General features: G+C 72.3%; 19 protein-coding genes. 12 read left to right on the top strand and 7 right to left on the bottom strand.

The window, feature by feature from the left end; all coding sequences use genetic code 11:
* Positions 1-72: 72 nt before the first annotated feature.
* Positions 73-999 (top strand): NAD(+)/NADH kinase, encoded by a 927-nt coding sequence (locus ABT008_RS09990; RefSeq protein ID WP_350695252.1) that lies wholly within the window; start codon positions 73-75, stop codon positions 997-999.
* 244 nt (positions 1,000-1,243) lie between these two features.
* Entirely contained in the window at positions 1,244-3,061 is a 1,818-nt protein-coding gene (locus ABT008_RS09995; protein WP_502890384.1) for a polysaccharide biosynthesis protein, read from the top strand.
* Positions 3,062-3,188: 127 nt separating this feature from the next.
* Here ABT008_RS09995 and pgm read toward each other — a convergent pair whose 3' ends face one another.
* Both pgm and glgC read right to left on the bottom strand, forming a co-directional pair.
* Positions 3,189-4,835 (bottom strand): phosphoglucomutase (alpha-D-glucose-1,6-bisphosphate-dependent), encoded by a 1,647-nt coding sequence (pgm, locus tag ABT008_RS10000; protein WP_350695254.1) that lies wholly within the window; start codon positions 4,833-4,835, stop codon positions 3,189-3,191.
* A complete protein-coding gene (gene glgC, locus ABT008_RS10005; RefSeq protein WP_350695255.1) occupies positions 4,832-6,064 on the bottom strand; it encodes a glucose-1-phosphate adenylyltransferase in 1,233 nt (410 codons plus the stop codon). Before glgC ends, pgm begins: the two co-directional genes overlap by 4 nt.
* A gap of 71 nt (positions 6,065-6,135) precedes the next feature.
* Between glgC and glgA the strand changes: the two genes are divergently transcribed.
* Positions 6,136-7,338: a glycogen synthase gene (gene glgA / locus ABT008_RS10010; RefSeq protein ID WP_350695257.1), complete on the top strand. Its 1,203-nt coding sequence runs from the start codon at positions 6,136-6,138 to the stop codon at positions 7,336-7,338.
* Positions 7,339-7,444: 106 nt separating this feature from the next.
* Here the strand turns inward: glgA and ABT008_RS10015 are convergent, their stop codons facing one another.
* A complete protein-coding gene (locus ABT008_RS10015; protein WP_350695258.1) occupies positions 7,445-8,605 on the bottom strand; it encodes a helix-turn-helix domain-containing protein in 1,161 nt (386 codons plus the stop codon).
* Between the two features lie 433 nt (positions 8,606-9,038).
* On the opposite strand from ABT008_RS10015, the gene ABT008_RS10020 reads away from it, so the two are divergent.
* From ABT008_RS10020 to glgB, 3 genes are all read left to right on the top strand, one after another.
* Entirely contained in the window at positions 9,039-9,266 is a 228-nt protein-coding gene (locus tag ABT008_RS10020) for a winged helix-turn-helix domain-containing protein (RefSeq protein ID WP_350695259.1), read from the top strand.
* A 120-nt stretch (positions 9,267-9,386) separates the two neighbouring features.
* Complete coding sequence (locus ABT008_RS10025; RefSeq protein ID WP_350695261.1) at positions 9,387-11,432, top strand: alpha-1,4-glucan--maltose-1-phosphate maltosyltransferase; 2,046 nt, start codon at positions 9,387-9,389, stop codon at positions 11,430-11,432.
* Positions 11,420-13,522: a 1,4-alpha-glucan branching protein GlgB gene (glgB, locus tag ABT008_RS10030; RefSeq protein ID WP_350695263.1), complete on the top strand. Its 2,103-nt coding sequence runs from the start codon at positions 11,420-11,422 to the stop codon at positions 13,520-13,522. The genes ABT008_RS10025 and glgB overlap by 13 nt, the downstream gene beginning before the upstream one ends.
* 510 nt (positions 13,523-14,032) lie before the next feature.
* Here the strand turns inward: glgB and ABT008_RS10035 are convergent.
* Entirely contained in the window at positions 14,033-15,208 is a 1,176-nt protein-coding gene (locus ABT008_RS10035) for a serine hydrolase domain-containing protein (RefSeq protein ID WP_350695264.1), read from the bottom strand.
* Between the two features lie 109 nt (positions 15,209-15,317).
* Here ABT008_RS10035 and ABT008_RS10040 point away from each other — a divergent pair, with 109 nt between their 5' ends.
* Both ABT008_RS10040 and ABT008_RS10045 read left to right on the top strand, forming a co-directional pair.
* Entirely contained in the window at positions 15,318-15,794 is a 477-nt protein-coding gene (locus ABT008_RS10040) for a hypothetical protein (RefSeq protein ID WP_350695266.1), read from the top strand.
* A gap of 170 nt (positions 15,795-15,964) precedes the next feature.
* On the top strand, positions 15,965-16,501 hold the full coding sequence (locus ABT008_RS10045) for a hypothetical protein (protein WP_350695268.1): 537 nt from the start codon (positions 15,965-15,967) through the stop codon (positions 16,499-16,501).
* A 35-nt stretch (positions 16,502-16,536) separates the two neighbouring features.
* On the opposite strand, the gene ABT008_RS10050 is transcribed toward ABT008_RS10045, so the two are convergent.
* A complete protein-coding gene (locus tag ABT008_RS10050) occupies positions 16,537-17,577 on the bottom strand; it encodes an App1 family protein phosphatidate phosphatase (protein ID WP_350695269.1) in 1,041 nt (346 codons plus the stop codon).
* A gap of 205 nt (positions 17,578-17,782) precedes the next feature.
* On the opposite strand from ABT008_RS10050, the gene ABT008_RS10055 reads away from it, so the two are divergent.
* From ABT008_RS10055 to ABT008_RS10070, 4 genes are all read left to right on the top strand, one after another.
* A complete protein-coding gene (locus ABT008_RS10055; RefSeq protein ID WP_502890385.1) occupies positions 17,783-19,414 on the top strand; it encodes an ArnT family glycosyltransferase in 1,632 nt (543 codons plus the stop codon).
* Between the two features lie 8 nt (positions 19,415-19,422).
* A complete protein-coding gene (gene yaaA, locus ABT008_RS10060; RefSeq protein WP_350695271.1) occupies positions 19,423-20,217 on the top strand; it encodes a peroxide stress protein YaaA in 795 nt (264 codons plus the stop codon).
* A 99-nt stretch (positions 20,218-20,316) separates the two neighbouring features.
* Positions 20,317-20,991 (top strand): hypothetical protein, encoded by a 675-nt coding sequence (locus ABT008_RS10065; protein WP_350695273.1) that lies wholly within the window; start codon positions 20,317-20,319, stop codon positions 20,989-20,991.
* A 150-nt stretch (positions 20,992-21,141) separates the two neighbouring features.
* Positions 21,142-22,104: a TAXI family TRAP transporter solute-binding subunit gene (locus tag ABT008_RS10070; RefSeq protein WP_350695275.1), complete on the top strand. Its 963-nt coding sequence runs from the start codon at positions 21,142-21,144 to the stop codon at positions 22,102-22,104.
* On the opposite strand, the gene ABT008_RS10075 is transcribed toward ABT008_RS10070, so the two are convergent.
* Together ABT008_RS10075 and ABT008_RS10080 are read right to left on the bottom strand one after the other, a co-directional pair.
* A complete protein-coding gene (locus ABT008_RS10075) occupies positions 22,083-23,558 on the bottom strand; it encodes a sensor histidine kinase (protein ID WP_350695276.1) in 1,476 nt (491 codons plus the stop codon). The genes ABT008_RS10070 and ABT008_RS10075 overlap by 22 nt on opposite strands.
* Positions 23,559-24,215 carry a response regulator transcription factor gene (locus tag ABT008_RS10080; protein WP_131057594.1) on the bottom strand — a complete coding sequence of 219 codons (657 nt, stop codon included), beginning with the start codon at positions 24,213-24,215 and terminating at the stop codon, positions 23,559-23,561.
* Positions 24,216-24,273 lie beyond the last annotated feature (58 nt).

A 24,273-nucleotide genomic window follows, 5' to 3' on the forward strand; every position in this document is an offset into this window, starting at 1 on the left:
GCATTGACAATTTGCGGAAGGGTCCCGACGGGTAGCCCGGTGCGGCCGACCGGACTGTGGTGAGCTTTGCCCATGGACCGAATCCGGCTCGGGCTGGTACTCCATCCCACCCGGGACACCTCGCCCGTGGTGGACACCATCGCGGCCTGGGCCGTCCGGCACGACGCCACCCTGGCGGTACGCGTCGAGGACCGCCACCGGGTCCCCGAGTCGGTCCAGGCGATGCCGACGGCGGACCTCGTCGCCCGCTCCGACGTGCTGATCAGCATCGGCGGGGACGGCACCATGCTGGGCGCGCTCCGGATGGCCGTGAACGACCCCAAGCCGGTGCTCGGCGTACACCTGGGCAAGGTCGGGTTCCTGGTCGAGGTGGAGCCGCCGGAGGTGCCGGCGGCGCTGGACCGGCTGCTGACCCGGGACTACACCGTGGCGGCACACAGTTGCCTGGCCTGCGACGTGTGCGGCGACGACGTGGTGGCCTTCAACGACATCGCGCTGATCCGCGCGCCCGGTCAGGGTTTCGTCACCGCCACCCTGGCCGTCGACGGGCGCCGCTACGGCTACTACCGCTGCGACGCGGTGGTGGTCAGCACGCCGGCCGGGTCGACGGCCTACAGCTATGCGGCGGGCGGACCGTTGATCTCCCCGGCCACGCGGGCGGTGGTGGTGACCCCGAGCGCGCCGATGTCCGGCATCTCCCGGGCCGTGGTGCTCTCCCCCGACGAGAACGTCCGGCTGGAGCTGCGGCCCGGGTCCGGGCCGGTGGCGGTGGAGGTCGACGGGCTGCTGATCCGCGAGGGGTCGACCTCCGGCGCGGTCGACATCCGCTACCGGCACGACGCGGGCCTGGTGGTACGCCTCGACCCGGGCCGCTTCCAGGAGCGCAGCCAACTCAAGCTGAGCCTGCTGGACCTGCCGCTGCTGCCCGAGCAACTGCGGGAACTCCTCCCCGAGGAGCTGCGTCACCGGTTCGACCGTCGGGTACCACCACCGGCCTGAATTCGCCGTCTCCGCATTCGGAGAATGTCTCCCGTTCCCCTGCACGCGACAGTTGTTCGCACTTCCGGAAATGAACGACCGGCCAGAGAAACGTGAAAGAGGGAATCGCACGACCTTAATTCCGCTAAGCAGTTAGGGGACGTGCGTGGCCCTGACCTGATGGAGGTCGCCACCGGCCACGGACAGGACAGGGGAGATCGTCATGCCACCCGAGATAACGCCGACGCCCCAGGACCGGATTAGAGTGAACCGACGCCGTACCGCCGTCTTCCTGGCCGCCGACGCCCTCGCCTGGGTCGGCGGCTTCACCGTGGCCGGTTGGGCCCGATACGAACAGGTACCCACCGCAGACCAGGCCGCCGACGTGATGCTGCTCGGTGCCGCCACCGCCGTGCTGCACGTCGGGATCAGCGCGCTACGGCGGATCTACTCCGGCCGGCAGCCGCTGGGCACCATCGAGGAGGTTCGCGGGCTCGCCGGTACGACCGCCACCACGGCCGCCCTGGTGCTGCTCGCCCTGCTCGCCTTCGGCGAGCGCCCGATCCCGGCCAGCACCCCGGTGGTCGGCGGCGCGCTGGCGCTGCTGTTCATGCTCTGCTCCCGTCTGCTGCACCGGCACCGCCGCGACCGCGCCATGCGTCCGGACGCCCGATCCGCCACCCCGGTGCTCCTGTTCGGCCTCGGCGAGGCCGGTCAGGGGCTGGTCCGGGCCATGCTCGGCGACCCGAAGGGGCGCTACCTGCCGGTCGGTGCGCTGGACGACGACCCGGACCGGCGCGACCTGCGCATCGCCGGGGTCCCGGTGCTCGGTGGCCGGGCGCAGCTCGCCGAGGCGGTCCGCCGCACCGGCGCGACCACACTGATCTTCTCGGTGGCGAACGCCGACGCCACGCTGATCCGGGAGATCCGGGAGATCACTCTCCGGACCGGCGCCGCCTTCAAGATCATTCCGCCGGTCCGGGAGCTGGTGGACCACCGGATCAGGGTCAGCGACGTCCGCGACGTCCAGATCAGCGACCTGCTCGGCCGCCGCCAGGTGGTCGGCGACCTGACGCTCGACGACAACGGCCTCGCCGGTCGGCGGGTCCTGGTCACCGGCGCCGGAGGCTCGATCGGCGCGGAACTGTGCCGGCAGATCATGCGCGCCAACCCGGGCGAGCTGATGATGCTCGACCGGGACGAGTCCGCACTGCACAGCCTCCAGATGTCACTCACCGGGCGGGCCCTGCTCGACGGCCCCGAACTCATCCTCGCCGACCTCCGCGACGACGAGGGAATCCGGCGGATCATGCGGGACCGCCGCCCCGAGATCGTCTTCCACGCCGCCGCGCTCAAGCACCTGACCCTGCTGGAACGGCACCCCGGCGAGGCGATCAAGACCAACGTCTGGGGCACGCTCACCGTCCTGGACGCCTGCCGGGACGTCGCCCGCTTCGTCAACATCTCCACCGACAAGGCCGCCAACCCGATCAGCGTGCTCGGCTACTCCAAGCGCCTCACCGAGATGCTCACCGCCCACGCCGCGGCGACCCACCCGGGCACCTTCCTCAGTGTCCGGTTCGGCAACGTGCTCAGCAGCCGAGGCTCGGTGGTGACCGCCTTCCAGCGGCAGATCGAGGCCGGGCAGCCGTTGACCGTCACGCATCCCGACGTGACGCGGTACCTGATGACCGTGCAGGAGGCGGTGCACCTGGTCCTCCAGGCGGCCAGCATCGGGCGCGACGGCGAGGCACTGGTGCTCGACATGGGCGAGCCGGTCCGCATCGACGACCTGGCCCGCCGGATGGTCGGCCAGGCGGCCAGCCCGGTGCAGATCGTCTACACCGGACTACGCCCCGGCGAGAAGCTGCACGAGGACCTGCTCGGCCACGGCGAGGCCGACCACCGTCCGCTGCACCCGCTGATCTCGCACGTGAGCGTGCCGGCCCTGGACCCGCTTGAGGTCAGCGCCCTCGACCCGTTCGGTGACCCGGGCCTGATCGTCGACCAGCTCGCCGCGCTCTGCGGCGTCCTGCCGGGTACGCCCCGGGAACGCCAGCCCGGCATCCCACTGGCCCGCTGACACGCCACCGTCGTGCCGTCACCCGGACCGGGTGACGGCACGCGGGCGTACGCGTCCACGACTGTCCGACGCCGCCGGACCGGTCAAGCGCCAGCCGCTGTCCGACGCCGGGCCGAAGCCGGGCCGGTCAGGCGCCGGACAGCACCTCGGTGACCAGTTCCTGCGCCTCCTGCTGGACCCGGGCCAGGTGCTCGGGCCCCTGGAAGGACTCGGCGTAGATCTTGTAGACGTCCTCGGTGCCCGACGGGCGGGCGGCGAACCAGCCGGAGGCCGTCGTCACCTTGAGCCCACCGATCGGCGCGCCGTTACCGGGCGCGGCGGTGAGCGTGGCGGTGATCGGCTCGCCGGCCAACTCGGTGGCGCGGACCTGCTCCGGGGAGAGCTTGCCGAGCACGGCCTTCTGCTCCCGGGTGGCCGGCGCGTCGATCCGGGCGTACGCGGGCGCGCCGAACCGGTCGGCCAACTCGGCCCAGTGCTGGCTGGGCGTCCGGCCGGTGGTCGCGATGATCTCGGCGGCGAGCAGACAGAGCAGGAGACCATCCTTGTCGGTGGTCCACGTCCCGCCGTCGCGGCGCAGGAACGAGGCGCCCGCGCTCTCCTCACCGCCGAAGCCCACCGCGCCGTCGAGCAGCCCGGGCACGAACCACTTGAAGCCGACCGGCACCTCCAGCAGCGGACGCCCGAGGTCGGCGGCGACCCGGTCGATCATCGAGGAGGAGACCAGCGTCTTGCCGACGGCGGCGTCCGGACCCCACTGCTCCCGGGTCCGGAACAGGTGGGCGATCGCCACCGCCAGGTAGTGGTTCGGGTTCATCAGACCGGCGTCCGGCGTGACGATGCCGTGCCGGTCGGCGTCCGCGTCGTTGCCGGTGGCCACCTGGTAGTCGGCGCGCATCGCGATCAGCGAGGCCATCGCGTTCGGCGACGAACAGTCCATCCGGATCTTGCCGTCACCGTCCAGCGTCATGAACCGCCAGGTCGGGTCCACCGTCGGGTTGACCACGGTCAACTCCAGCCGGTGCCGCTGGGCGATCTCGCCCCAGTAGTCGACACTGGCCCCGCCGAGCGGATCGGCACCGATGCGCACCCCGGCGTCGCGGATCGCGTCCACGTCGATCACCGCCGGCAGGTCGTCCACGTACGCGCCGAGGAAGTCGTACGTGCCGGTGGTGTCGACGGCGCGGGCCCGCGCGTACGGGATGCGCCGCACCTCCTTGAGCCCGGCGGCGAGGATCGCGTTCGCGCGGTCCTGGATCCACCGGGTCACGTCCGAGTCCGCCGGACCGCCGTGGGTCGGGTTGTACTTGAACCCGCCGTCGTCCGGCGGATTGTGCGACGGGGTGATCACGATGCCGTCGGCGAGCCCGCTGGTGCGACCCCGGTTGTGGGTGAGGATGGCGTGCGAGACCGCCGGGGTCGGGGTGTAGCCGTCCCGGCTGTCCAGCAACACCGTGACCTCGTTGGCGGCGAGCACCTCCAGGGCGTCCACGGCCGCCGGGGTGGAGAGCGCGTGGGTGTCCCGCCCCAGGAACAGCGGCCCGTCGACGCCCTGCTCCCGGCGGTAGTCACAGAGCGCCTGGGTGACCGCCAGGATGTGGTCGGAGTTGAACGCGTTGCGCAGGCTCGACCCACGGTGCCCCGAGGTGCCGAAGGAGACCTGCTGCGCCGGGTCGGCCGGGTCGGGATGCTCGGCGTAGTAGGCCGTCACCAGCCGCGGTACGTCGACCAGGTCGGCGGGCTCGGCCGGCTTGCCCGCGCGCGGGTGACCACTCATGGCTCCACCTTCTGTCCCTTGCCGATGACCACGATCCCGTTGTCAGAAACCGTGTAGCGCTGTCGGTCCCGTTCCAGGTCCACGCCGATCTCCGCGCCCTCGGGCACGTAGACGTTCTTGTCGAGGATGGCCCGGCGCACCACCGCGTGCCGGCCGATCTCGACGCCCTCCATCAGCACCGCGCCGTCCACGTGCGCCCAGGAGTGCACCTTGGCCTTCGGCGAGACGATCGAGTTCTCCACCAGCGAGCCGGAGATCACCGCGCCGGGCGACACCATCGAGGCGACCGCGCGGCCGACCCGCTCCCCCCACTGGTGCACGAACTTGGCCGGTGGGTACGGCGGCTGCTCGGTGTAGATCGGCCAGTCGAAGTTGTAGAGGTTGAACACCGGGTGGACGTTGATCAGGTCCATATGGGCGTCGTAGAAGGAGTCGAGCGTCCCCACGTCGCGCCAGTAGCCCCGGTCCCGGTCGGTGCTGCCCGGCACCTCGTTGTCGCGGAAGTCGTAGACGTTGGCCTCGCCGCGCTCCACCAGCATCGGGATGATGCTGCCGCCCATGTCGTGCTTGCTGGTCTTGTCCTCGGCGTCGCGCTCCACCGCCTCGATCAGCGCCCTGGTGGTGAAGACGTAGTTGCCCATCGAGGCGTAGATCTCGTCGGGCGCGTCGGGTAGCCCGACCGCGTCGGTGGGCTTCTCCCGGAAGGCCCGGATCCGTCGGCCGTCCTCGCCGACCTCGATGACGCCGAACTGGTCGGCGGTGTGCAGCGGCTGCCGGATGCCGGCCACCGTCACCCCGGCACCGGAGGCGATGTGGTCCTCCACCATCTGCCGGGGGTCCATCCGGTAGATGTGGTCGGCGCCGAAGACGATCACGTAGTCGGGCTGCTCGTCGTAGATCAGGTTGAAGCTCTGGTAGATCGCGTCGGCCGAGCCGGCGAACCACCAGGGGCCCCGACGCTGCTGCGCCGGCACCGGCGTCACGTAGTTGCCCAGCAGCGTCGACATCCGCCAGGTCTTGGTGATGTGCCGGTCGAGGGAATGGGACTTGTACTGGGTCAGCACGACGATCTTCAGATAGCCGGCGTTGGCCAGGTTGGAGAGGACGAAGTCGACCATGCGGTACATCCCGCCGAACGGGACGGCCGGCTTGGCCCGGTCCGTGGTCAGCGGCATCAGGCGCTTGCCCTCTCCGCCGGCCAGGACGATCGCGAGCACCTTGGCAGCCATGACCAGACGCTATCCATCCCCGTGCCGCTTCACCACTCGTACGGGCACACTTCTGCACTAGGGTGCCGGGCATGACCGACTCCGCCCCCCTTCGCGTCGACCTGCTCACCCGGGAGTACCCGCCCGAGGTCTACGGCGGTGCCGGGGTCCACGTCGAGTACCTGGCCCGGGAGCTGCGCCGGATCACCGAGGTCCGGGTGCACTGCTTCGGCGCGCCGCGTACCGAGCCGGGCGTCCGGGCGTACGCGGATCCGCCGGCCCTGGCCGGGACGAACGCCGCGCTGCGGACCATGGGCGTGGACCTGGAGATGGCCGCCGGGTGTGCCGGCGCGGACGTGGTGCACAGCCACACCTGGTACGCCAACCTCGCCGGACACACCGCGAAGCTGTTGTACGGGGTGCCGCACGTGGTGACCGCGCACAGCCTGGAGCCGCTGCGCCCGTGGAAGGCCGAGCAGCTCGGCGGCGGCTACGCGCTCTCCTCCTGGTGCGAGCGCACCGCCTACCAGTCCGCCGACGCGGTCGTGGCGGTCAGCGCCGGGATGCGCCGGGACGTGCTGGCGGCGTACCCGGAGGTGGACCCGGACCGGGTCAAGGTGATCTACAACGGCATCGACACCGCGCAGTACGCCCCCGACCCGGGCACCGACGTGCTGACCCGACTCGGCATCGACCCCGCCCTGCCCAGCGTGGTCTACGTCGGGCGGATCACCCACCAGAAGGGCCTGCCGCACCTGCTGCGCGCCGCCCGCGACCTGCCGCCGGAGACGCAGCTCGTGCTGCTGGCCGGCGCACCGGACACGCCGGAGATCGCCGCCGAGGTGGAGGGCCTGGTCGCCGAGCTGCGGTCCGGCCGCTCCGGGGTGGTCTGGGTGGCCGAGATGCTGCCCAAGTCCGAGGTGATCCAGGTGCTCACCCACGCCACCATCTTCGTCTGCCCGTCCGTCTACGAGCCGATGGGCATCGTCAACCTGGAGGCGATGGCCTGCGAGACCGCCGTGGTCGCCACCGCCACCGGCGGCATCCCCGAGGTGGTCGCCGACGGCGAGACCGGCCTGCTGGTCCCGATCGAGCAGGCCACCGACGGCTCGGGCCGACCACTGGACCCGGCCCGCTTCGAGGCCGACCTGGCCGACCGGCTGAACACGTTGCTGGCCGACCCCGAGCGGGCCGCGACCCTTGGGCGGGCTGGCCGGCGGCGCGCGGTGGAGCACTTCTCGTGGGACGCGATCGCGCGCCAGACGCTGGAGCTGTACGGCTCGCTGTTGGGGTAAGGCTTTGGGGTAAGGCTTTGGTGTAAGGAAGGGCACCTTATTAACGCCTCGTGCATAGCAGGGGTCCCCTGCTAACACATGCTCACACCGCACCGTCTAACACAGCTCACCCCGCACCATCGCCACCGACGTGCAGGCTGGTGGCGAGGCGGGTGAGGGCGGCGGGCGCGGTGGCGGCGCGGGCCACCACCGCGACCAGGGCTCGGGCGGACGGGCGATCACGTACCTCCCCGGGGGCGGTGCGCTCGACGTCCAACAGCGCCCGCCCCGCCTGGAGCATGTCGCCGCAGCGGGCGTGCGCGCGGGCCACGTCGAGCAGGTACGCCGCCCGGTGCTCGGTCGGCAGCCACCGCCACCCGTTCCCCGCCGTCAGCCGAACGTGTCGGGCCGCCGCCACCCCGACGTCCCCGAGGTCGGCCGCGATCACCACCCGCGCCGCCTCCACCGCCGCCGTACCGTAGCCGTCGGGCAGCTCGGGCGCGATCGCCGCAGCCTGGTCGATCAGCTCTCGCGCGCTACGGCCGTCGCCCCGAGCACCGGCGGCCAGACCCGCCTGGACCAGCAACGTCGTGCGCAGCGCCGCCGCGTCGCCGCCCCGATGCGCGATCCGCTGCGCGGCCACGACCGTCGCATCCATCGCGGACCGTCGCCGTCCGACCGCCCGCAGCGCCTGACTCAGCGGCACGGTCGCGGCGGCGGCCAGCAGCGCGTCCCCGGCCCCCAGGGCGACGGCCATCCCCCGGTCCGCCGCCAGCCACGCCGACTCCCGCTGGTCCACCTTGACCAACACCAGAGCAACCAGCCCGTACGCGCCCACCAGCAACTCGTCACCCACCGGATCGGGACGGTCGACCCGCACCTGCCGGACCGTGTCGAGCAGGTCGGGTAACAGCCTGAGCAGGGCCGGGTACCGGGCATGCCGATAGCTCTGCTCGGCATGGTCCAGCCGGGCCCGCACCTGCGCCACGTCGACCGGACGGGACGACGCCGGAACGTGGTACCTGGCCAGGGCCGCCCGAACCCGCTCCACACCGGCGACTGCGGGGGCGGACCGCCCGGCCCGGTCCGGCAGCAGGGTCGCCAGGTCGATCCGGAGCGCGTCGGCCACCTCCCGCAGGTTCGACACCCGTTCCACCCGGCGCTCCCCACGTTCGACCTTGTCCACCCAGCTCTTGGACTTGCCGATCCGGTCGGCGAACTGCTGCTGCGTCATGTTCCGCCGGACCCGCCACTGCGCGATCCGCCGCCCCACCGGCACCTCACTCACCGCCCCCACCCCACCCTCCACCCGCCTCCGCGCCGACCCACCCACCTCCGACGCCGACCCGACACCCGACGCCGACGCCGACGCCGACGCCGATCATGGAGTCGTGGCGCTGACGAAAGCCGCGTATGGCAACGAATCTCCTGCCACAACTCCTTGATCGGCGGCCGAAGGGCTGGGGCATCGTGCCTCCTAGGGGTGGCGGGAGGTGTGCGGCGGAAGTCGGAAAGTCGGGGCAGAGCGAGCGCGTCGAAAAGGTGCGGCAGGGCGGGGCGGCACGGGGACCCGCCCCGCCCTGGTCAAAGGCGCTCCGTTGCTGACGAGAGAACCTCCGGCACGTTCAACTTAGAAGGCTATGCCGTCACAGTCAACAGAGCATGCACGGCGCGTCACTCGGAGTGCGAAGATCGAGGCGCTGACGAGAGGTGGCGCGCCCATGCCGCAAGCACCGCTTTACGAGCAGATCATCAACGATGTCTCGACCGCAGTCCGCGCGGGCACGCTCAAGCCCGGCGACAAGCTGCCGTCCATCGCTGAGCTGCGTGAGCAGTACCAGTCGAGCGCCTGGCCGGTCCGATACGCCCTCCGCATTCTTGAGGAACGGGGCTGGATCGTCACCCGTCAGGGCAAGGGGTCGTTCGTGGCGACTCAACCGCCGGCCTGATCTCCAACGCACGCCGGCCTGAGCTCGAACGCGCGAGGGCGGCAGGCGGCGGCGGGGCAAGTGGGGCACGGTGCGGCGGTCAGACGAGCGCGAGCCGATCTCGCACAGTAGGTTGAGGCGGTGAGCGGACGGTTCCCGATCGAAGACGTCTCCCCCGTCGTCTCCTGCGGTCGCTACCCGGCCCGGGCGGTCGTCGGCGAGGTGGTGCCGGTGTCGGCAGTCGCGTACCGCGAGGGGCACGACGCGCTCGGCTGCAACGTGGTCTGGCTGGGCCCGGACGGGCTGGCGCGACCGTTCACCCGGATGAGACCGGGCGAGCCGGGCCGGGACCGCTGGCACGCCACCATCGTCCCGGACGCCGTCGGTGACTGGATCTTCACCGTCGAGGCGTTCAGCGACCCGTACCTGACCTGGCACAACGCGGTGACCAAGAAGATCGCCGCGGGCCAGGGGCCGGCCGAGCTGGCCAACGACCTGGCCGAGGGCGTACGCGTGCTGCGCGCCGCCACCGAGCTGGCCCCGGCCGCCGACCGGGCGGGCCTGGACGAGGCGGTACGGGCGCTGGGCGACACGGCGCTGCCGCTGCCGCAGCGGGTGGCTCCGGCGCTGGCGCTGGCCGACCTGCTCTGGGCGCACCCGGTTCGCGAGCTGGTCACCACCGGCGAGGAGTACCGCATCTGGGTGGACCGCGAGCGGGCCCTCTTCTCCGCCTGGTACGAGTTCTTCCCCCGCTCCGAGGGCGCGATCCCGGCCACCGTCGACGCGCCGGCCCGTTCCGGCACGTTCGCCACCGCCACCGAGCGGCTGCCGGGGGTGGCCGCGATGGGCTTCGACGTGCTCTATCTGCCGCCGATCCACCCGATCGGCCGGGTCAACCGCAAGGGCCCCAACAACACCCTGGTCGCCGGGCCGGACGACGTGGGTTCGCCGTGGGCCATCGGCGCCGCCGAGGGCGGGCACGACACCATCCACCCCGATCTGGGTACGCCGGAGGACTTCCGCGCCTTCGTCGCCGCCGCCGCCGAACACGGCCTGGAGGTGGCGATGGACCTGGCGTTGCAGTGCGCCCCCGACCACCCCTGGGTCACCGAGCACCCGGAGTGGTTCACCACCCGGGCCGACGGCAGCATCGCCTACGCGGAGAACCCGCCGAAGAAGTACCAGGACATCTATCCGGTGAACTTCGACAACGACCCGGAGGGCATCCGCGCCGAGGTGCTGCGGGTGGTGCTGCACTGGGTCGGCGAGGGCGTGAAGATCTTCCGGGTGGACAACCCACACACCAAGCCGGTCGACTTCTGGCACTGGCTGATCGGCGAGGTCAAGCAGGTCGACCCGGACGTGCTGTTCCTCGCCGAGGCGTTCACCCGACCGGCGATGATGCACGGGCTGGCGAAGGTCGGCTTCACCCAGTCGTACACGTACTTCACCTGGCGGACCTCGGCCGACCAGATGCGGGAGTACTGCGAGGAGCTGGTGGCGGCGGCCGACTACATGCGGCCGAACTTCTGGCCCAACACCCCGGACATCCTGCACGCCTCGTTGCAGCACGGCGGACCGCCGATGTTCAAGATCCGGGCGGTGCTGGCCGCGCTGCTCTCCCCCTCCTGGGGCATGTACGCCGGGTTCGAGCTGTTCGAGCACGTCGCGCGCCCCGGCGCGGAGGAGTACATCGACAACGAGAAGTACGAGCTACGCCCCCGGGACTGGGCCGGCGCGCTGGCGCAGGGGCGGTCGCTGGCCCCGTTCATCGCCACCCTCAACCGGGTCCGCCGGGAGAACCCGGCCCTGCACCGGCTACGGAACCTGGTCTTCCACGACATCGACAACCCGGCGCTGCTCTGCTGGTCCAAGCACGACCCGACGACCGGAAACACGGTGCTGGTGATCTGCTCGTTCGACTCGCACACCGTGCAGTGGGGCAACACCACGCTGGACATGCCGGCGCTGGGCCTGGACTGGCACGACCGGTTCACCGTGCACGACGCGCTGACCGGCGCCGCCTACGACTGGGGGCAGCGCAACGCGGTCCGCCTCGACCCGTACCTGCAACCCGCGCACGTGCTGGTGCTGCACCGACCCGACGCCACCGCGCCCACCACTGCCGCCCGTCCCCGCAGCGGCACCGACTCCGCCACGAAGGACGACGCCCGATGGACCAGCTGATCTCCGGGGAGACCCACGACCCGCACGCCGTGCTCGGGGCCCACCCGGCGAACGGGCGCACGGTGGTCCGCACGATGCGTCGGGGCGCGGCCGAGGTGTGCCTGCTGGTCGGGGAACGGCGGTACCCGATGAGCCGGGTGCACGACGTCGGCGTCTTCGAGGCGACCGTCCCCGGCGAGGTCCTCGACTACCGCGTCGAGCTGGACGGGCAGCCGCACGACGACCCGTACCGCCACCCGCCGACCCTGGGCGAGTTGGACCTGCACCTGATCGGCGAGGGCCGGCACGAGCGGCTCTGGGAGGCGCTCGGCGCCCGCGTACGCGACGACGGCGTGGCGTTCACCGTGTGGGCCCCCAACGCTCGGGGCGTGCGGGTGATCGGCGACTTCACCGGCTGGGCGCCGGACGACGGCTGGCCGATGCGGTCGCTGGGCTCCACCGGCGTGTGGGAGGTCTTCGTGCCCGGGGTGGCGTCCGGCGCCCGGTACAAGTACCGAGTCCTCGGCGCGGACGGGTACTGGCGGGACAAGGCCGACCCGCTCGCCGCGTACGCGGAGGTGCCGCCGGCCACCGCGTCGGTGGTGCACCGCTCGACGTACGAGTGGACGGACGCGGAGTGGCTGGCCCGGCGGGCGAAGCAGCAGCCGCACCAGGAGCCGATGAGCGTGTACGAGGTGCACCTCGGCTCGTGGCGGCCCGGCCTCGGCTACCGGGAGTTGGCCGAGCAGTTGACCGCGTACGTGGTGGAACTGGGCTTCACCCACGTGGAGTTCCTCCCGGTGATGGAGCACCCGTTCGGCGGCTCCTGGGGCTACCAGGTGACCGGCTACTTCGCGCCCACGTCGCGGTTCGGCGACCCGGACGACTTCCGCTACCTCGTGGACCGGCTGCACGCCGCCGGCATCGGGGTGATCCTGGACTGGGTGCCCGCGCACTTCCCCAAGGACGAGTGGGCGCTGGCCCGCTTCGACGGCACCCCGCTCTACGAGCACCCGGACCCGCGTCGCGGCGAGCACCCCGACTGGGGCACGTACGTCTTCGACTTCGGCCGCCGCGAGGTCCGCAACTTCCTGGTCGCCAACGCGCTCTACTGGCTGGAGGAGTTCCACGTCGACGGGCTGCGGGTGGACGCGGTCGCCTCGATGCTCTATCTCGACTACTCCCGCGCCGACGGGCAGTGGGTGCCCAACCAGTACGGCGGCCGGGAGAACCTGGAGGCCATCGCGTTCATGCAGGAGACCGACGCGACGGTCTACAAGCACCACCCCGGGGTGGTGATGATCGCCGAGGAGTCCACCGCCTGGCCGGGGGTGACCCGCCCGACCAGCGACGGCGGGCTGGGCTTCGGTTTCAAGTGGAACATGGGCTGGATGCACGACACCCTGCTCTACACCTCGAAGGACCCGATCTACCGGCAGCACCACCACCATCAGCTCACCTTCTCCCTGGCGTACGCCTGGAGCGAGAACTACGTGCTGCCGATCAGCCACGACGAGGTGGTGCACGGCAAGGGCTCCCTGCTCGCCAAGATGCCCGGCGACCAGTGGCAGCGCCTGGCCAACGTCCGCGCGCTGCTGGCGTACATGTGGGCGCACCCGGGCAAGCAACTGCTCTTCATGGGCTGCGAGCTGGCCGACGAGCGGGAGTGGAGCGAGGAGCGCGGCCTCGACTGGTACCTCCTGCACGACCCGGCCCGGGCCGGCGTGCAACGCCTCGTCGGCGACCTCAACCGGGTCTACCGGGACACCCCCGCCCTGTGGACGCAGGACACCTCCCCCGCCGGCTTCCGCTGGCTCGCCGGTGACGACGTCGCCAACAACACCGTCTCGTTCGTCCGGATCGCTCCCGACGGGGCGACCCTGGTCTGCGTCGCCAACTTCTCCGCCCTACCCCTGGACGACTACCGGGTCGGCCTGCCGGCGGCGGGCACCTGGGCCGAGGTGCTCAACACCGACGCCCACCACTACGGCGGCTCCGGCGTCGGCAACCTCGGCACCGTCCACGCCCAGGACATCCCCTGGCACGGGCTACCCGCCTCGGTGGCACTGCGCGTCCCCCCACTCGGCGCCCTCTGGCTCCGCCCAGCCTGACCACTGCACGGCTTGGCCACTGCACGGCCCGACCACTGCACGGCCTGACCACTGCACGGCCCGACCACATCGTCACGGCCGTGGCCGTCCCAGACGTGGCCGTCCCCGTCGTGGCCGTCACCGTCGTGGCCGTCACCGTCGTGGCCGTTGCGGGCCTGGCCGTCACCGTCGTGGCCGTTGCGGCCGTTGCGGCCGTGGCCGTTGCGGGGCATGGCCGTTGCGGCTTGCGGACCCTTCGACCCCGATACCTCCCTCGCCGCCTGTCGAGCTGAACCGTTCGCGCTATCGCGTCGCCAGGCACGGCACGCCGCAGCCTGCGGCCACCTAACGCGATCCGTTCCCGCTCTCAGCTCGACAGGGCCCGACCCTGCTGTACAGACCGGCTTATACGGAACTGGCTTGGATCGGCGAATGTGGTCGGGGGCCTTGGGACTGAGTTGGTGGGTGGAGGCAAACGGACCCGGCGGCTCTCTGCCATGCCGGGTCCGTTCAGGGTCCCGCCGGTAGGGGTCAGGCCGGTCGGCGGGACACGACCGTCCGGACTGCCTCGATCAGGCTGGCGGTGCGGGGGTCTGGGCCCATCGTGACGCGGAGTCCGTTCATCACGTAACCGAATGCGATGCCGCTGGCCGGGTCGGCGTAGCCGAGCGAGCCGCCGTGGCCGGGGAAGCCGAAGGAGGTGGGCGACCACCAGGGCTGTCCCGGCACTGGCAGGCCGAAGCCGAGCGCCGGCCGGGTCGGCACCTTGAGCACCCGGTCGGTTCCGCTGGCCTGTTCGCGGGTGGCGGTGGTGAGGGTGGTCGCGTCGAGGATCCGGATGCCGTCGACCTCGCCGATCAGGCCCCCGTAGAAGCGGGCCAGTGATGAGGCGGTGCAGATGCCGTTGACCGAGGGGATTTCCGCTGACCAGGTACGTGGGTCGGTGAGGTCGAGCGGCGGGTGAGTCACCGCCGTCGACCGGACCGCCAACGAGGTTGGATCGGTGTACGCGGCGAGCGCCTCCCGCAGCGCTTCCGGTATCGCCCTGGTGGCGGCGGGTGGGTCGACCGGCTGCTCGACGGTCCGGGCGACCCGGTGTGCCTCGGTGGTGGGCAGGCCGATCCAGACGTCCAGGCCGAGTGGTTTCGCGATCTCGTCGGCGAAGTACGTGCCGAGGCTGCGGCCGGTAATGCGACGGACCACCTCGCCGACCAGCCAGCCGTAGGTGATTGCGTGGTAGCCGTGTGCCGTGCCCGGCTGCCAGGTGGGTGCCTGGGCGGCTAGGGCGGCGACGACCGGATCCCAGGCCAAGGCCTCCGCGAGCGGAACCGGACGGTCGAGTATCGGCAGTCCTGCCTGGTGGGACAGGAGCCAGCGGACCGGGATGCTGTCCTTTCCGGCTGCCGCGAACTCGGGCCAGTACTCGGCGACGGGTGCGTCCAGGTCGAGTTGCCCGCGCTGGGCCAGCAGGTGCACGCAGGCGGCGGGCACGCTCTTGGTGGTGGAGTAGACGACCTGGAGGGTGTTCTCCCGCCAGGCGCGGCCGGTAGCGGGATCGGCGACCCCGCCCCAGAGTCGAACCACCTCCTGGCCGTGCCGGTAGATGCCGACGGCCGCGCCGATCTCGGACCGCGTCTCGAAGTTCGCCAGGAACGCCTCCTGGACCGGCTCGTAACCCGGCGCCACGGTGCCGCTCACCACGGACATGCGCTCTCCTCCAGGAGTGTCGAGCCCGGGCGACGACAAACCCGGGCATTGATGTCAGGACATTCTGACACATGACGTCAGGATATCTTGACGCGCCTATGCTTGTGGGATGGCGGAGGAAATGGTTCCGGGGCACGCGAACCTCGTCGGGTTCCGGTTACCGAACGGGACGCTGAGTACCGCCGCCGCAGCACCGGCCGGCACCGTCAGCTACCGGGCCCGGTGCAGTTGCGGATGGATCGGCACCAGCGACTATCCGGCTGCAGAAGAGGGGCGCTGGATGGCCACCTCCGAATGGAGCGGACACATCGGGCCGATCCTGGCCGCCACTCCACCCGGCTGGCTGCTGGGCCGCTCCGACACCCTCCGGGACAACATCGCCGAACTGGCCACCACCTGGCCGTTGCAGGCGCTCGGCATCCTCGCCGAGGTGGAACGCTGGCAACGGCCGCTGATCGAACGCGCCGTGATGACGGCCCGGGAGGGCGGGCTCTCCTGGGCCGAGATCGGCAAGGCGCTCGGCATCAGCCGGCAGTCGGCGCACGAGCGCTTCCGCAACGTCGCACCGTCCAAGCCACCCGCCTGACGGGCGTCACAGACAGTGCGGGACCCTGGCCGCCTCATGTCTGCGTGACAGCGCGCTCACCAGGTCGGTAACAATTCGCCGGGCTCGCAAGTAGATCACCGAACGGTGAACCGCCGGCGTCCGCGCGCCCGTACCTCCGAGGGCAGTTGACGACGAGGGGGAGAGAAACGATGGCGAGCAACAGACGTACAACCCTGAGCAGTCGGCGCGGGACCTCACCGCGACAGCGGAAGATCGCGGGGGTCGCGGCGATCGGGGTGACCCTCGGCGTGGCCTTCGCGATGGCGACCGGGACCAGTTCGGCGAGCGAGAACTGCGAGGGTCTCGACACGGCCGTGGGCAACAACCTCGCCTTCATCGCCGACCAACTGGTGTTCCCGGATCCGCTGTCGGAGGCCCGGATCGCCAACCGGCAGGCCGTGATCGACCAGCTCGAACAGCGACGCGCGGCGGCCGGCTGCACCGGCGAGGTCGAGGTGCCGGACGCGGACCCGAACGCGGCACTCAACGGCGGCGCGGCGGAGAACTGCGACGGCCTCGACACCGCCGTTCGCAACAACCTGACCTTCATCGCCGGTCAGCGGCAGAACCCGGACGCGCTGTCAGAGGCTCGGATCGCCAACCGGGAGGCGGTCATCGACCTGCTCGAAGACCGCCGGCACCTGGCCGGCTGCACGGGCGAGGTGACGCTCACGCCCGGCGGCTGACGCCCGGCAGGCTCGGGAGAAGCAGCGCAGCAGCCTCAGACCAGGCCGGCGCCGCGCAGCAGGGTCCAGAGGCCCGCGCCGTCGGGGGCGGAGAGCCACTTCTGCCCGATCGGCCCCTCGGCAGGGCTGTCGTGCGGGACGGGGAGGCTACCGGCCAGCACCGCCTGCGTGGGTGAGAGCCGCCGGATCGCCACGCCCGCCACGTTGTCCGGGTGGGCGGCGGCGAACTCCCGGTAGATCTCCGGGTCGTGCTGGCCGTCGTCGCCGACGAGCAGCCAGCGGACGTCGGGGAACTCCTTGGCCAGCCGGGCCAGGGTGGCGCGTTTGTGCTCCCGGCCGCTGCGGAACCAGCGGTCGTGGGTGGGACCCCAGTCGGTCAGCAGCAGCGGCCCGGCCGGGTAGAGGTGCCGGGACAGGAAGCGGGTGAGTGTCGGGGCGACGTTCCACGCGCCGGTGGACAGATAGAACACCGGGGCGCCGGGGTGCGCGGTGACCAGGCGCTCGTAGAGCACGGCCATGCCGGGCACCGCCATCCGGGCGTGCTCGTCGAGCACGAAGGTGTTCCAGGCGGCGAGCAGCGGCCGGGGCAGCGCGGTGACCATGACCGTGTCGTCGATGTCGGAGAGGACGCCGAAGCGGACCTCCGGGTCGAGGATGCGGACCGGCGCCTCGACCGGCTCGGCGTCCTGGACGCTGAGCCGTACCGATCCCCAGCCGGGCGGCAGGTTCGTCTCCACCACGATGTCGACGAAGCCGCTGCGGTCGGCCTGCGTCTCGTGGGTCACCCCACCGGTCTCGATCGTCACCGTGACGTGCTTGGCGGGCAGCGTGGTGAAGCTGCGCCAGCCCCGGACCTTCTCCAGCCGGCCCCGCTGACGGGTGTCCGGTCGCCCGAGCAGCACCCGGCACATCACCCGCGCCCAGCCGGGCGCGCCGTAACCGGTGTACGCGATGATGTTGATCCGCCAGCCCGTCCGGCGCAGCCGACGCTCGACCACGGCGTGCACCGCGTCCTCGATCCGTGCGGCCCGGTGCAGGTTCGGAATGGCCAGTTGGCCGGCGGAAGTGGGTGGCACGGGTGCAACCCTGCCACACGCCGGCGACCTCGGCCACGCGAGAGCCGCCTCGGCACCCCGTCGGCCACCGCGCACCGCCGCCGGAGTGGGCCACCGCGCGGACAAGGCCGCGCCGCCGGGCGGGCGAGCCCACCTGAGCTGCGGCGAACCGGCCCGTAGCGACGTCCGGCCGTGCGAAACTCCGGTCGGGACGACGACGGGGGCGATGGTCGTGCCACGTGCAGGGTCGCAATCAGGGCGACAGCGCGGACGGGGGTGGCTCCGGCTCGACCGGCCGGCGCTCGTCGCGCTGCTCCTCGGGCTGGCCGGGGTCGGCTACCGGCTCTACCTCGTGCTGCACACCGTGCCGGTGTCCAACAGCGACGAGGCGACGTTCGGGCTGGCCGCGCTGCACATCGCCGAGGGCCGGGAGCACCCGGTCTTCCTGTACGGCCAGCGCTACATGGGCATGTTGCAGTCGTACCTGGCCGCTCCCCTGCTCGCGGTCGGCGGACCGAGCTGGCCGCTGCTGCGGCTGCCGGTGCTCGCGCTCTACGCGGTGTTCCTCTGGCTGATCCACCGGCTGACCCGGCGGATCGGTTCGCCCTGGTTCGCCACCCTGGTCGTCGGACTGCTGGCGCTCGGCTCCGAGCGGGTGATCCGGGACCAGGTGACGACCGTCGGCGGTCGACCGGAGGTCAAGGTCGCGGTGCTGGCGATGCTGCTGCTGGTCGCCGGGCTGGCCCAGGGCACGGTACGCCACCGCCGGCTGGCCGTCGGCCTCTTCGGGCTGCTCGCCGGGGTGGCCGTCTGGTCGGACTGGCTGATCGTGCCGTATCTGGCGGTGGCCGGGCTGGCGCTGGTGTGGGCGGTACGCCGAGAGTTGCTCGGCGGGGCCGGGCTGCTGCTGCTCGTCGGGTTCGCCGTCGGAATCGCCCCGATGATCCGCGACAACCTCGTCGCACCGCCCGGACAGGACTCCCTCTCGGTGCTGCGCACCATCAGCGGCGCCACCGGTGCGCCGCCACCGTGGACGCTGCGGCTGGACGGTGGCCTGCTGGAGGGGGTGTCCCTGGCGGCTGGGCTCTGCCCGCTCTCCGGCTGCGCCCGCTGGCAGGAGTGGTTCGGGCTGCTCTACCCGGTGCTGCTGGTCGTGGCGGCGGTGCTCGCCGGGCGCGCGTACCGCCGGGGAGCCGGGCGGGCCGACCGCCTCGCCCCGGTGCTGCACCTCGCGCTGCTCGGCGGCGCGGCGTTGACGCTGCTGGCGTACGTGCGCAGTTCGCTCGCCGCGAGCGACCCGCTGGGCAACGCGCGGTACCTGTCGGTGCTGCAACTGTCGCTGCCGGCGGTGCTGTGGCCGCTCTGGTCGGCGGCGGTGGCCGGCGCTCGGGGCACCGTCGGCGCGCTGGGGCGGCTGGCCGGCGCGTTCGCCGCCGCCGTCCTGGCCGCCCTGGCGGCGACGTCGCTGGTGGTCACTGTCCTGTTCGCCACCGCCGGTGCGGACCCCGGCCGACGGGAGGAACGGTACGCGCGACAACTCGCCGCCACGGTCCACGCGGCCGGTCTGCACGAGGTGTACGGCGAGTACTGGACCTGCAACCGCCTGATCTTCAACACCGCCGAGAAGGTGGTCTGCGGGGTGCTCGACGGCGACCTGCACCCGGGCCAGAACCGCTATCCGAAGTACTGGTGGCGGCTGGCCCGCGCCACCCGTCCGGGGTACGTGCTGGCGGCCGGGGCACCGGCGGACCGGCGGCTGCGGGAACTGCTCGGCGACGGTGCGGACGGCAGCCTGCTCGCCGAGATCGGCGGCTTCCGCGTCTACCACCCGCCGGAGCCGCTGCGCCCCTGGCGTTAGAGTCACCCATGCTCATCCTGCTGCCGCCCTCCGAGGGCAAGGCCGACGCCGGCACCGGCCGCAAGCTGGACCTGGACCGGCTCTCGCTGCCGGCGCTCAACCCCGCCCGCCGGGAGGTGCTGGACGCGCTCGTGGCGCTCTCCGCCGGGCCACCGGAGGCGGCGCTGGACGCGCTCGGGCTCAGCGCCGGCCAGCACGCCGAGCTGCGGCGCAACGCCCGGCTGACGGCGGCGGCCACCGCCCCCGCCGGGGCGATCTACACCGGCGTGCTCTACGAGGCCCTCGACCTGGCCACACTCCCGCCCAGCGCCCTTCGGGCGGCACAACGGCAGGTGCTGGTCAGTTCCGGCCTGTGGGGGGCGGTCCGGCTCACCGACCGGATTCCGCCGTACCGCTGCGCGATCGGGGCCCGCCTGCCCGGTCTGGGTGCGCTGTCGGCGTACTGGCGGCGGGTGCTGGGGCCGGTGTTGACCGAGGCGGCCGGCACCGCTGCGGTGCTCGACCTGCGGTCCGGCGCGTACGCCGCCACGTGGGCGCCGCGCGGTGCGTCGGCCGAGCGCGTCGTGACGGTACGCGTGCTGCACGAACGTGAGGTGGACGGGCAGCCGGTGCGGTCGGTGGTCAGTCATTTCAACAAGGCCACCAAGGGTCGCCTGGTGCGGGACCTGCTCCTCGCCGGGGCCCGGCCACGCAGCGCGAACGCGCTGGTCACAGCGCTGCGAGACCTCAAGTACACGGTGTGCGAGCAGGCCGGAACGCCGGGCCGCCCACGTCAGATCGACGTTGTGGTTTCCGAACTGTAACCAGGCGCAAGATTTCCTCAAGGCTGAGCCGGATCGGTACCACCCGCGGGTGTCACAGGTCACCGTAAGGAGGACCCGACACCACAAGGAGGCACTCCGGTGGTTGCCGCACCCATTCTGCTCGACCGGCATCGCCAGGCGACGACCCTGCCGCCGTTGGACTGGACCACGCTGGCCGACGCGTTCGAAACAGCCTGCCTGCTGCGCTGCATGCCGCCTCCGGCGGCTCCCGGCAACCGGTACGCGGGCCAGCAACCCGCCATCCCGGCGACGATCGAGTTCAACCGGGAGGAGGCGGCGCGGCGTACCCGACAGCTACTCGACCGCCTGCACATCCCGGTCCGGCACGAGACGGCGGTGGGCGGGCTGCGCCGCCGCTACGAACTGCACCAGATCCATGTCGCCCGCGAGCACCGGATGGCGTACGCGGCGATGGTGGAGAACGGGTGGCGGCGTGGCCGCCGGGAACTGCTCGGGGGGCCGGTGCCCGGTGCCTCGACGGCCCGACGGCTGTGGCGTACCCGGTTGGCCGCCGCCGCCTGGCGGTCCGCGCTGCTGGCCGGTGGTCGGCACGTACGCCGGCACATCCTCGGCGTCCGGATCACCGACCGGGAGTTGGCCGCCGTGCTGGTGCGCGGCGCGGCCCTGCTGGACGTGCCGGCGCTGCTGCGCCCGGGCACCGGCTGCTTCCTGGTCAGTGTCGCGCACGGCCGGGATCGCGAGCAGATCCTGCGCCACGCCGGAGAGGAGGCGGCACACCGCCCAGTCGCCTGATCCGTGGCCATCCGGACGGCTGGAACGGCTCGCCGGCCGCCGGTCAGGGCCACCCGGACGGCCCCGGCACACCCGCCGGGGTCGTCCGGAGAGCGCTTCCGCCGCCTCTGGGCTTGCGCCACAGGGGTTCGGCGGCGCACAGTGCTGCCCGTGAGCCGTACCCGGTACACCGCCCGAGCCCGGCGACGCGGCGCCCGCGCGACGCTGGCGCTGACCGTGCTGCTGGCCCTGCCCGGTCTCAGCGCCTGCCGGGAATCTCCGGATAAGACAGTGCATATCCGGATCGCCACCGGCAGCCCGACCGCCGTGTACCACGCCTTCGGTGAGTCCCTGGCCGCCATCCTCAACCGGGAACTGCCCGACGTCCGCGCCGAGGTGATGGTCACCGCCGCCTCGGCGGAGAACGTCCGGCTCCTCGGCGCCGGCGAGGCCGAACTCGGTTTCACCCAGGCCGACGTGCTGCCCGCCGATCCCGGCCCGCACCCGCAGGTGGTGGCGGTCGCCCGGGTCTACGACGACCTGCTGCACCTGGTCACCACCGCGAACAGCCCGGTGCAGACCCTCACCGACCTGCGGGGGCGGCGGGTGTCGGTCGGCGCGCCCGGTTCCGGCACCGAGATCACGGTGCAGCGGCTGCTCACCGCCGCCGATCTCGACGACGGCCAGGTACGCCAGGAACGGCTCGGCCTCGACGACTCGGTGGCCGCACTGCGGGAGGGGCGGATCGACGCGTTCTTCTTCTCCGGCGGGCTCCCGGTGCGGGCCGTGGCCCAGTTCGCCCAGGACACCCCGACCCGCATCGTCGACCTCGGCGAGTGGACCGCCCCGCTGCGGGTGGGCAACCCGGAGGTGTACGTGCCGAGGGACATCCCCCGCTCGGTGTACGGGATCGACGCGGTCACCACCGTGGCCAACCCCAACTATCTGCTGGTCCGCGCCGACCTGCCGGAACCACTGGTCCGCGAGGTGACCCGGCTGCTGATGGAACGGCGCTCCGAGCTGGCCAGCGCGCACCCGGCTGCCGGCCGGATGAGCCCCCGCTCGGCGATCGCCACCTCACCGCTGCCGCTGCACCCGGGCGCCGCCGACTACTACCGCGCCAGCAAGCCCTGACCGTCGCCGGCCACCGAGGCCGGCGGCACCGGCTCGGTGGGTGCCGGGCCGGGCGGCGCGGTCGAGGTGGCGAGGTCGGCCGGCTCGGTGGGCGCCGGGAACCACAGGGCGGCCACCAGGCCACGGGGTGAGTTCGGGTGCATGGTCAACCGGCCGTCGGAGGCGTCGACGAGCACCGCGGCGATGGTCAAACCCAGCCCGGCACCGTCGACGTTCTGCACCTCAGGTGCCCGCCAGAACCGTTCGGTGGCCTGGCCGAGCTGGTCGGGGGTCATACCCGGGCCGGTGTCGCGTACCTCCAGGGCGATCCCGCCCTCGCGGGTCGCCACGGACACGGTCACCTCGCCGCCGACGCCACTGAACTTCACCGCGTTGTCGATCAGCGCGTCCAGCGCCTGGTCGATGGCGGTCGGCACGGTCCGGGCGTACGTCGGCGCCGGGTCGGCCGCCAGGCGCAGGGCGACCTTGCGGTGCCGGGCCAGCGGCTCCCAGGCGGCGACCCGGGACGCGGCCACCGCCACCGCGTCGACGGTCACCCGCTGGTTCTCCCGCCGCTCGGCCCGGGCCAGGGTGAGCAGCGCGTCGAGCAGCAGCGCCAGCCGATCGGTCTCCTCCAGGGCCAGCCGGTGCTCGGCGCGGCCGTCCTCGTCGGTCAGGCTCGGTCCCAGCTCCTCGACCCGCAACCGCAACGCGGTCAACGGGTTGCGGAGCTGGTGGCTGGCGTGCGCGACGAACGCGCGTTGCCGGTCCATCACGTCGGAGACGGCGTCGGCCATGTGGTTGAAGCTCGCCGCCAGGCGGCGCAGCTCCGGCGGGCCCACCTGGTGTTGCACCCGGGCACCCCGGTCCCCCTCGGCGATCTCGTGGGTGACCGCGTCCAGCTCGGTGACCGGGCGTAGCACCCAACCGGCCAGCCCGAACGCGGTGAGCACGCAGGCCAGCACCGCCAGCGTGCCCAGCGCGGCGAGCAGCAGCCACCAGGTGGCCACGGTCCGGCGTACCCCGTCGGACGGGGTCGCGGTCACCACCGCGCCGAGCACCTCGCCGCCGTCGTTGATCGGCACCGCCACCACGATCGGCCCGGACAGCCAGGGCCAGACCGACTCCGGTCCACTGGTCTGCTGGCCGGAGAGGGCGACGTCCAGCGCCTCGCGGGTGCCCGTGCCCGGCCGGTAGCTGCCCGACGCGACCACCACCCGCCGGTCCCGGTCGACCACCGCCGCGCCGATGCCGAACAGCTCGTCGTAGCTGCTCAACTCGGCGTCCAACGGACCGGAGACACCGCTGCGCAGCGCCGGACCGGCCAGCGAGGCGAACCGGGTGGCGTCGGCGGTCCGGTCCGCCCGGACCCGTTCGGTCTCCCGGGTGGTCAGCGTCATCCCCAGTGGCAGGCCCAACGCCGCCAGCACCAACACCATCAGCAGGAGGTAGCTGATCACCAACCGGCGGCGCACTCACTCGCTCCGCAGCCGGTAGCCGACGCCACGGACGGTCTCCACCAGCCGCGCGTCGCCGAGCTTGCTCCGCAACGACCCGACGTGCACCTCGACGGTGTGCCGGTCGGCGAAGGTGGTCCCCCAGGCGTCCAGCAGGATCCGGTCGCGGGGCACCGCGACGCCGGGCTGCCGGGCCAGCGAGACCAGCACGTCGAACTCCTTACGGGTCAACGCGACCGGGCGTTCGGCCACGGTGACCGTACGGGCCGCCACGTCGATGCGCAGCCGCCCGGCCTCGATCAGGTTGCGCTCCGGCGCCGCGTGCGAGGCCCGCCGCAGCACCGCCTCGATGCGCGCCTGCAACTCGACCATCGAGAAGGGCTTGACCACGTAGTCGTCGGCACCGAGCCGCAGACCGAGCACCCGGTCCCGCTCCTCGCCCCGGGCCGTTACCGCGATGATGCCGAGCTGGTTGCTGCGGCGGCGCAGCTCCCGGCAGAGGTCGGTGCCGTCGCCGTCGGGCAACGTGAGGTCGAGAAGCACCAGATCGCACGGCGCGGCGGAGAGGGCGGCGGTGACGGTCGCCGCGTGCTCCACCTCGTAGCCGCGACGCGTCAGCGCGGACGACAACGCGGCGGCCACCCGACGGTCGTCCTCGACCAGCAGGATGCGCACCCGGCCTCCCCGTTCGGTCTGCTCCGCTGACCCCGCATGGTCCCGGTCGACTGCGCCG

Source organism: Micromonospora sp. NPDC002389 (genome assembly GCF_040296095.1).
Lineage (GTDB): Bacteria > Actinomycetota > Actinomycetes > Mycobacteriales > Micromonosporaceae > Micromonospora.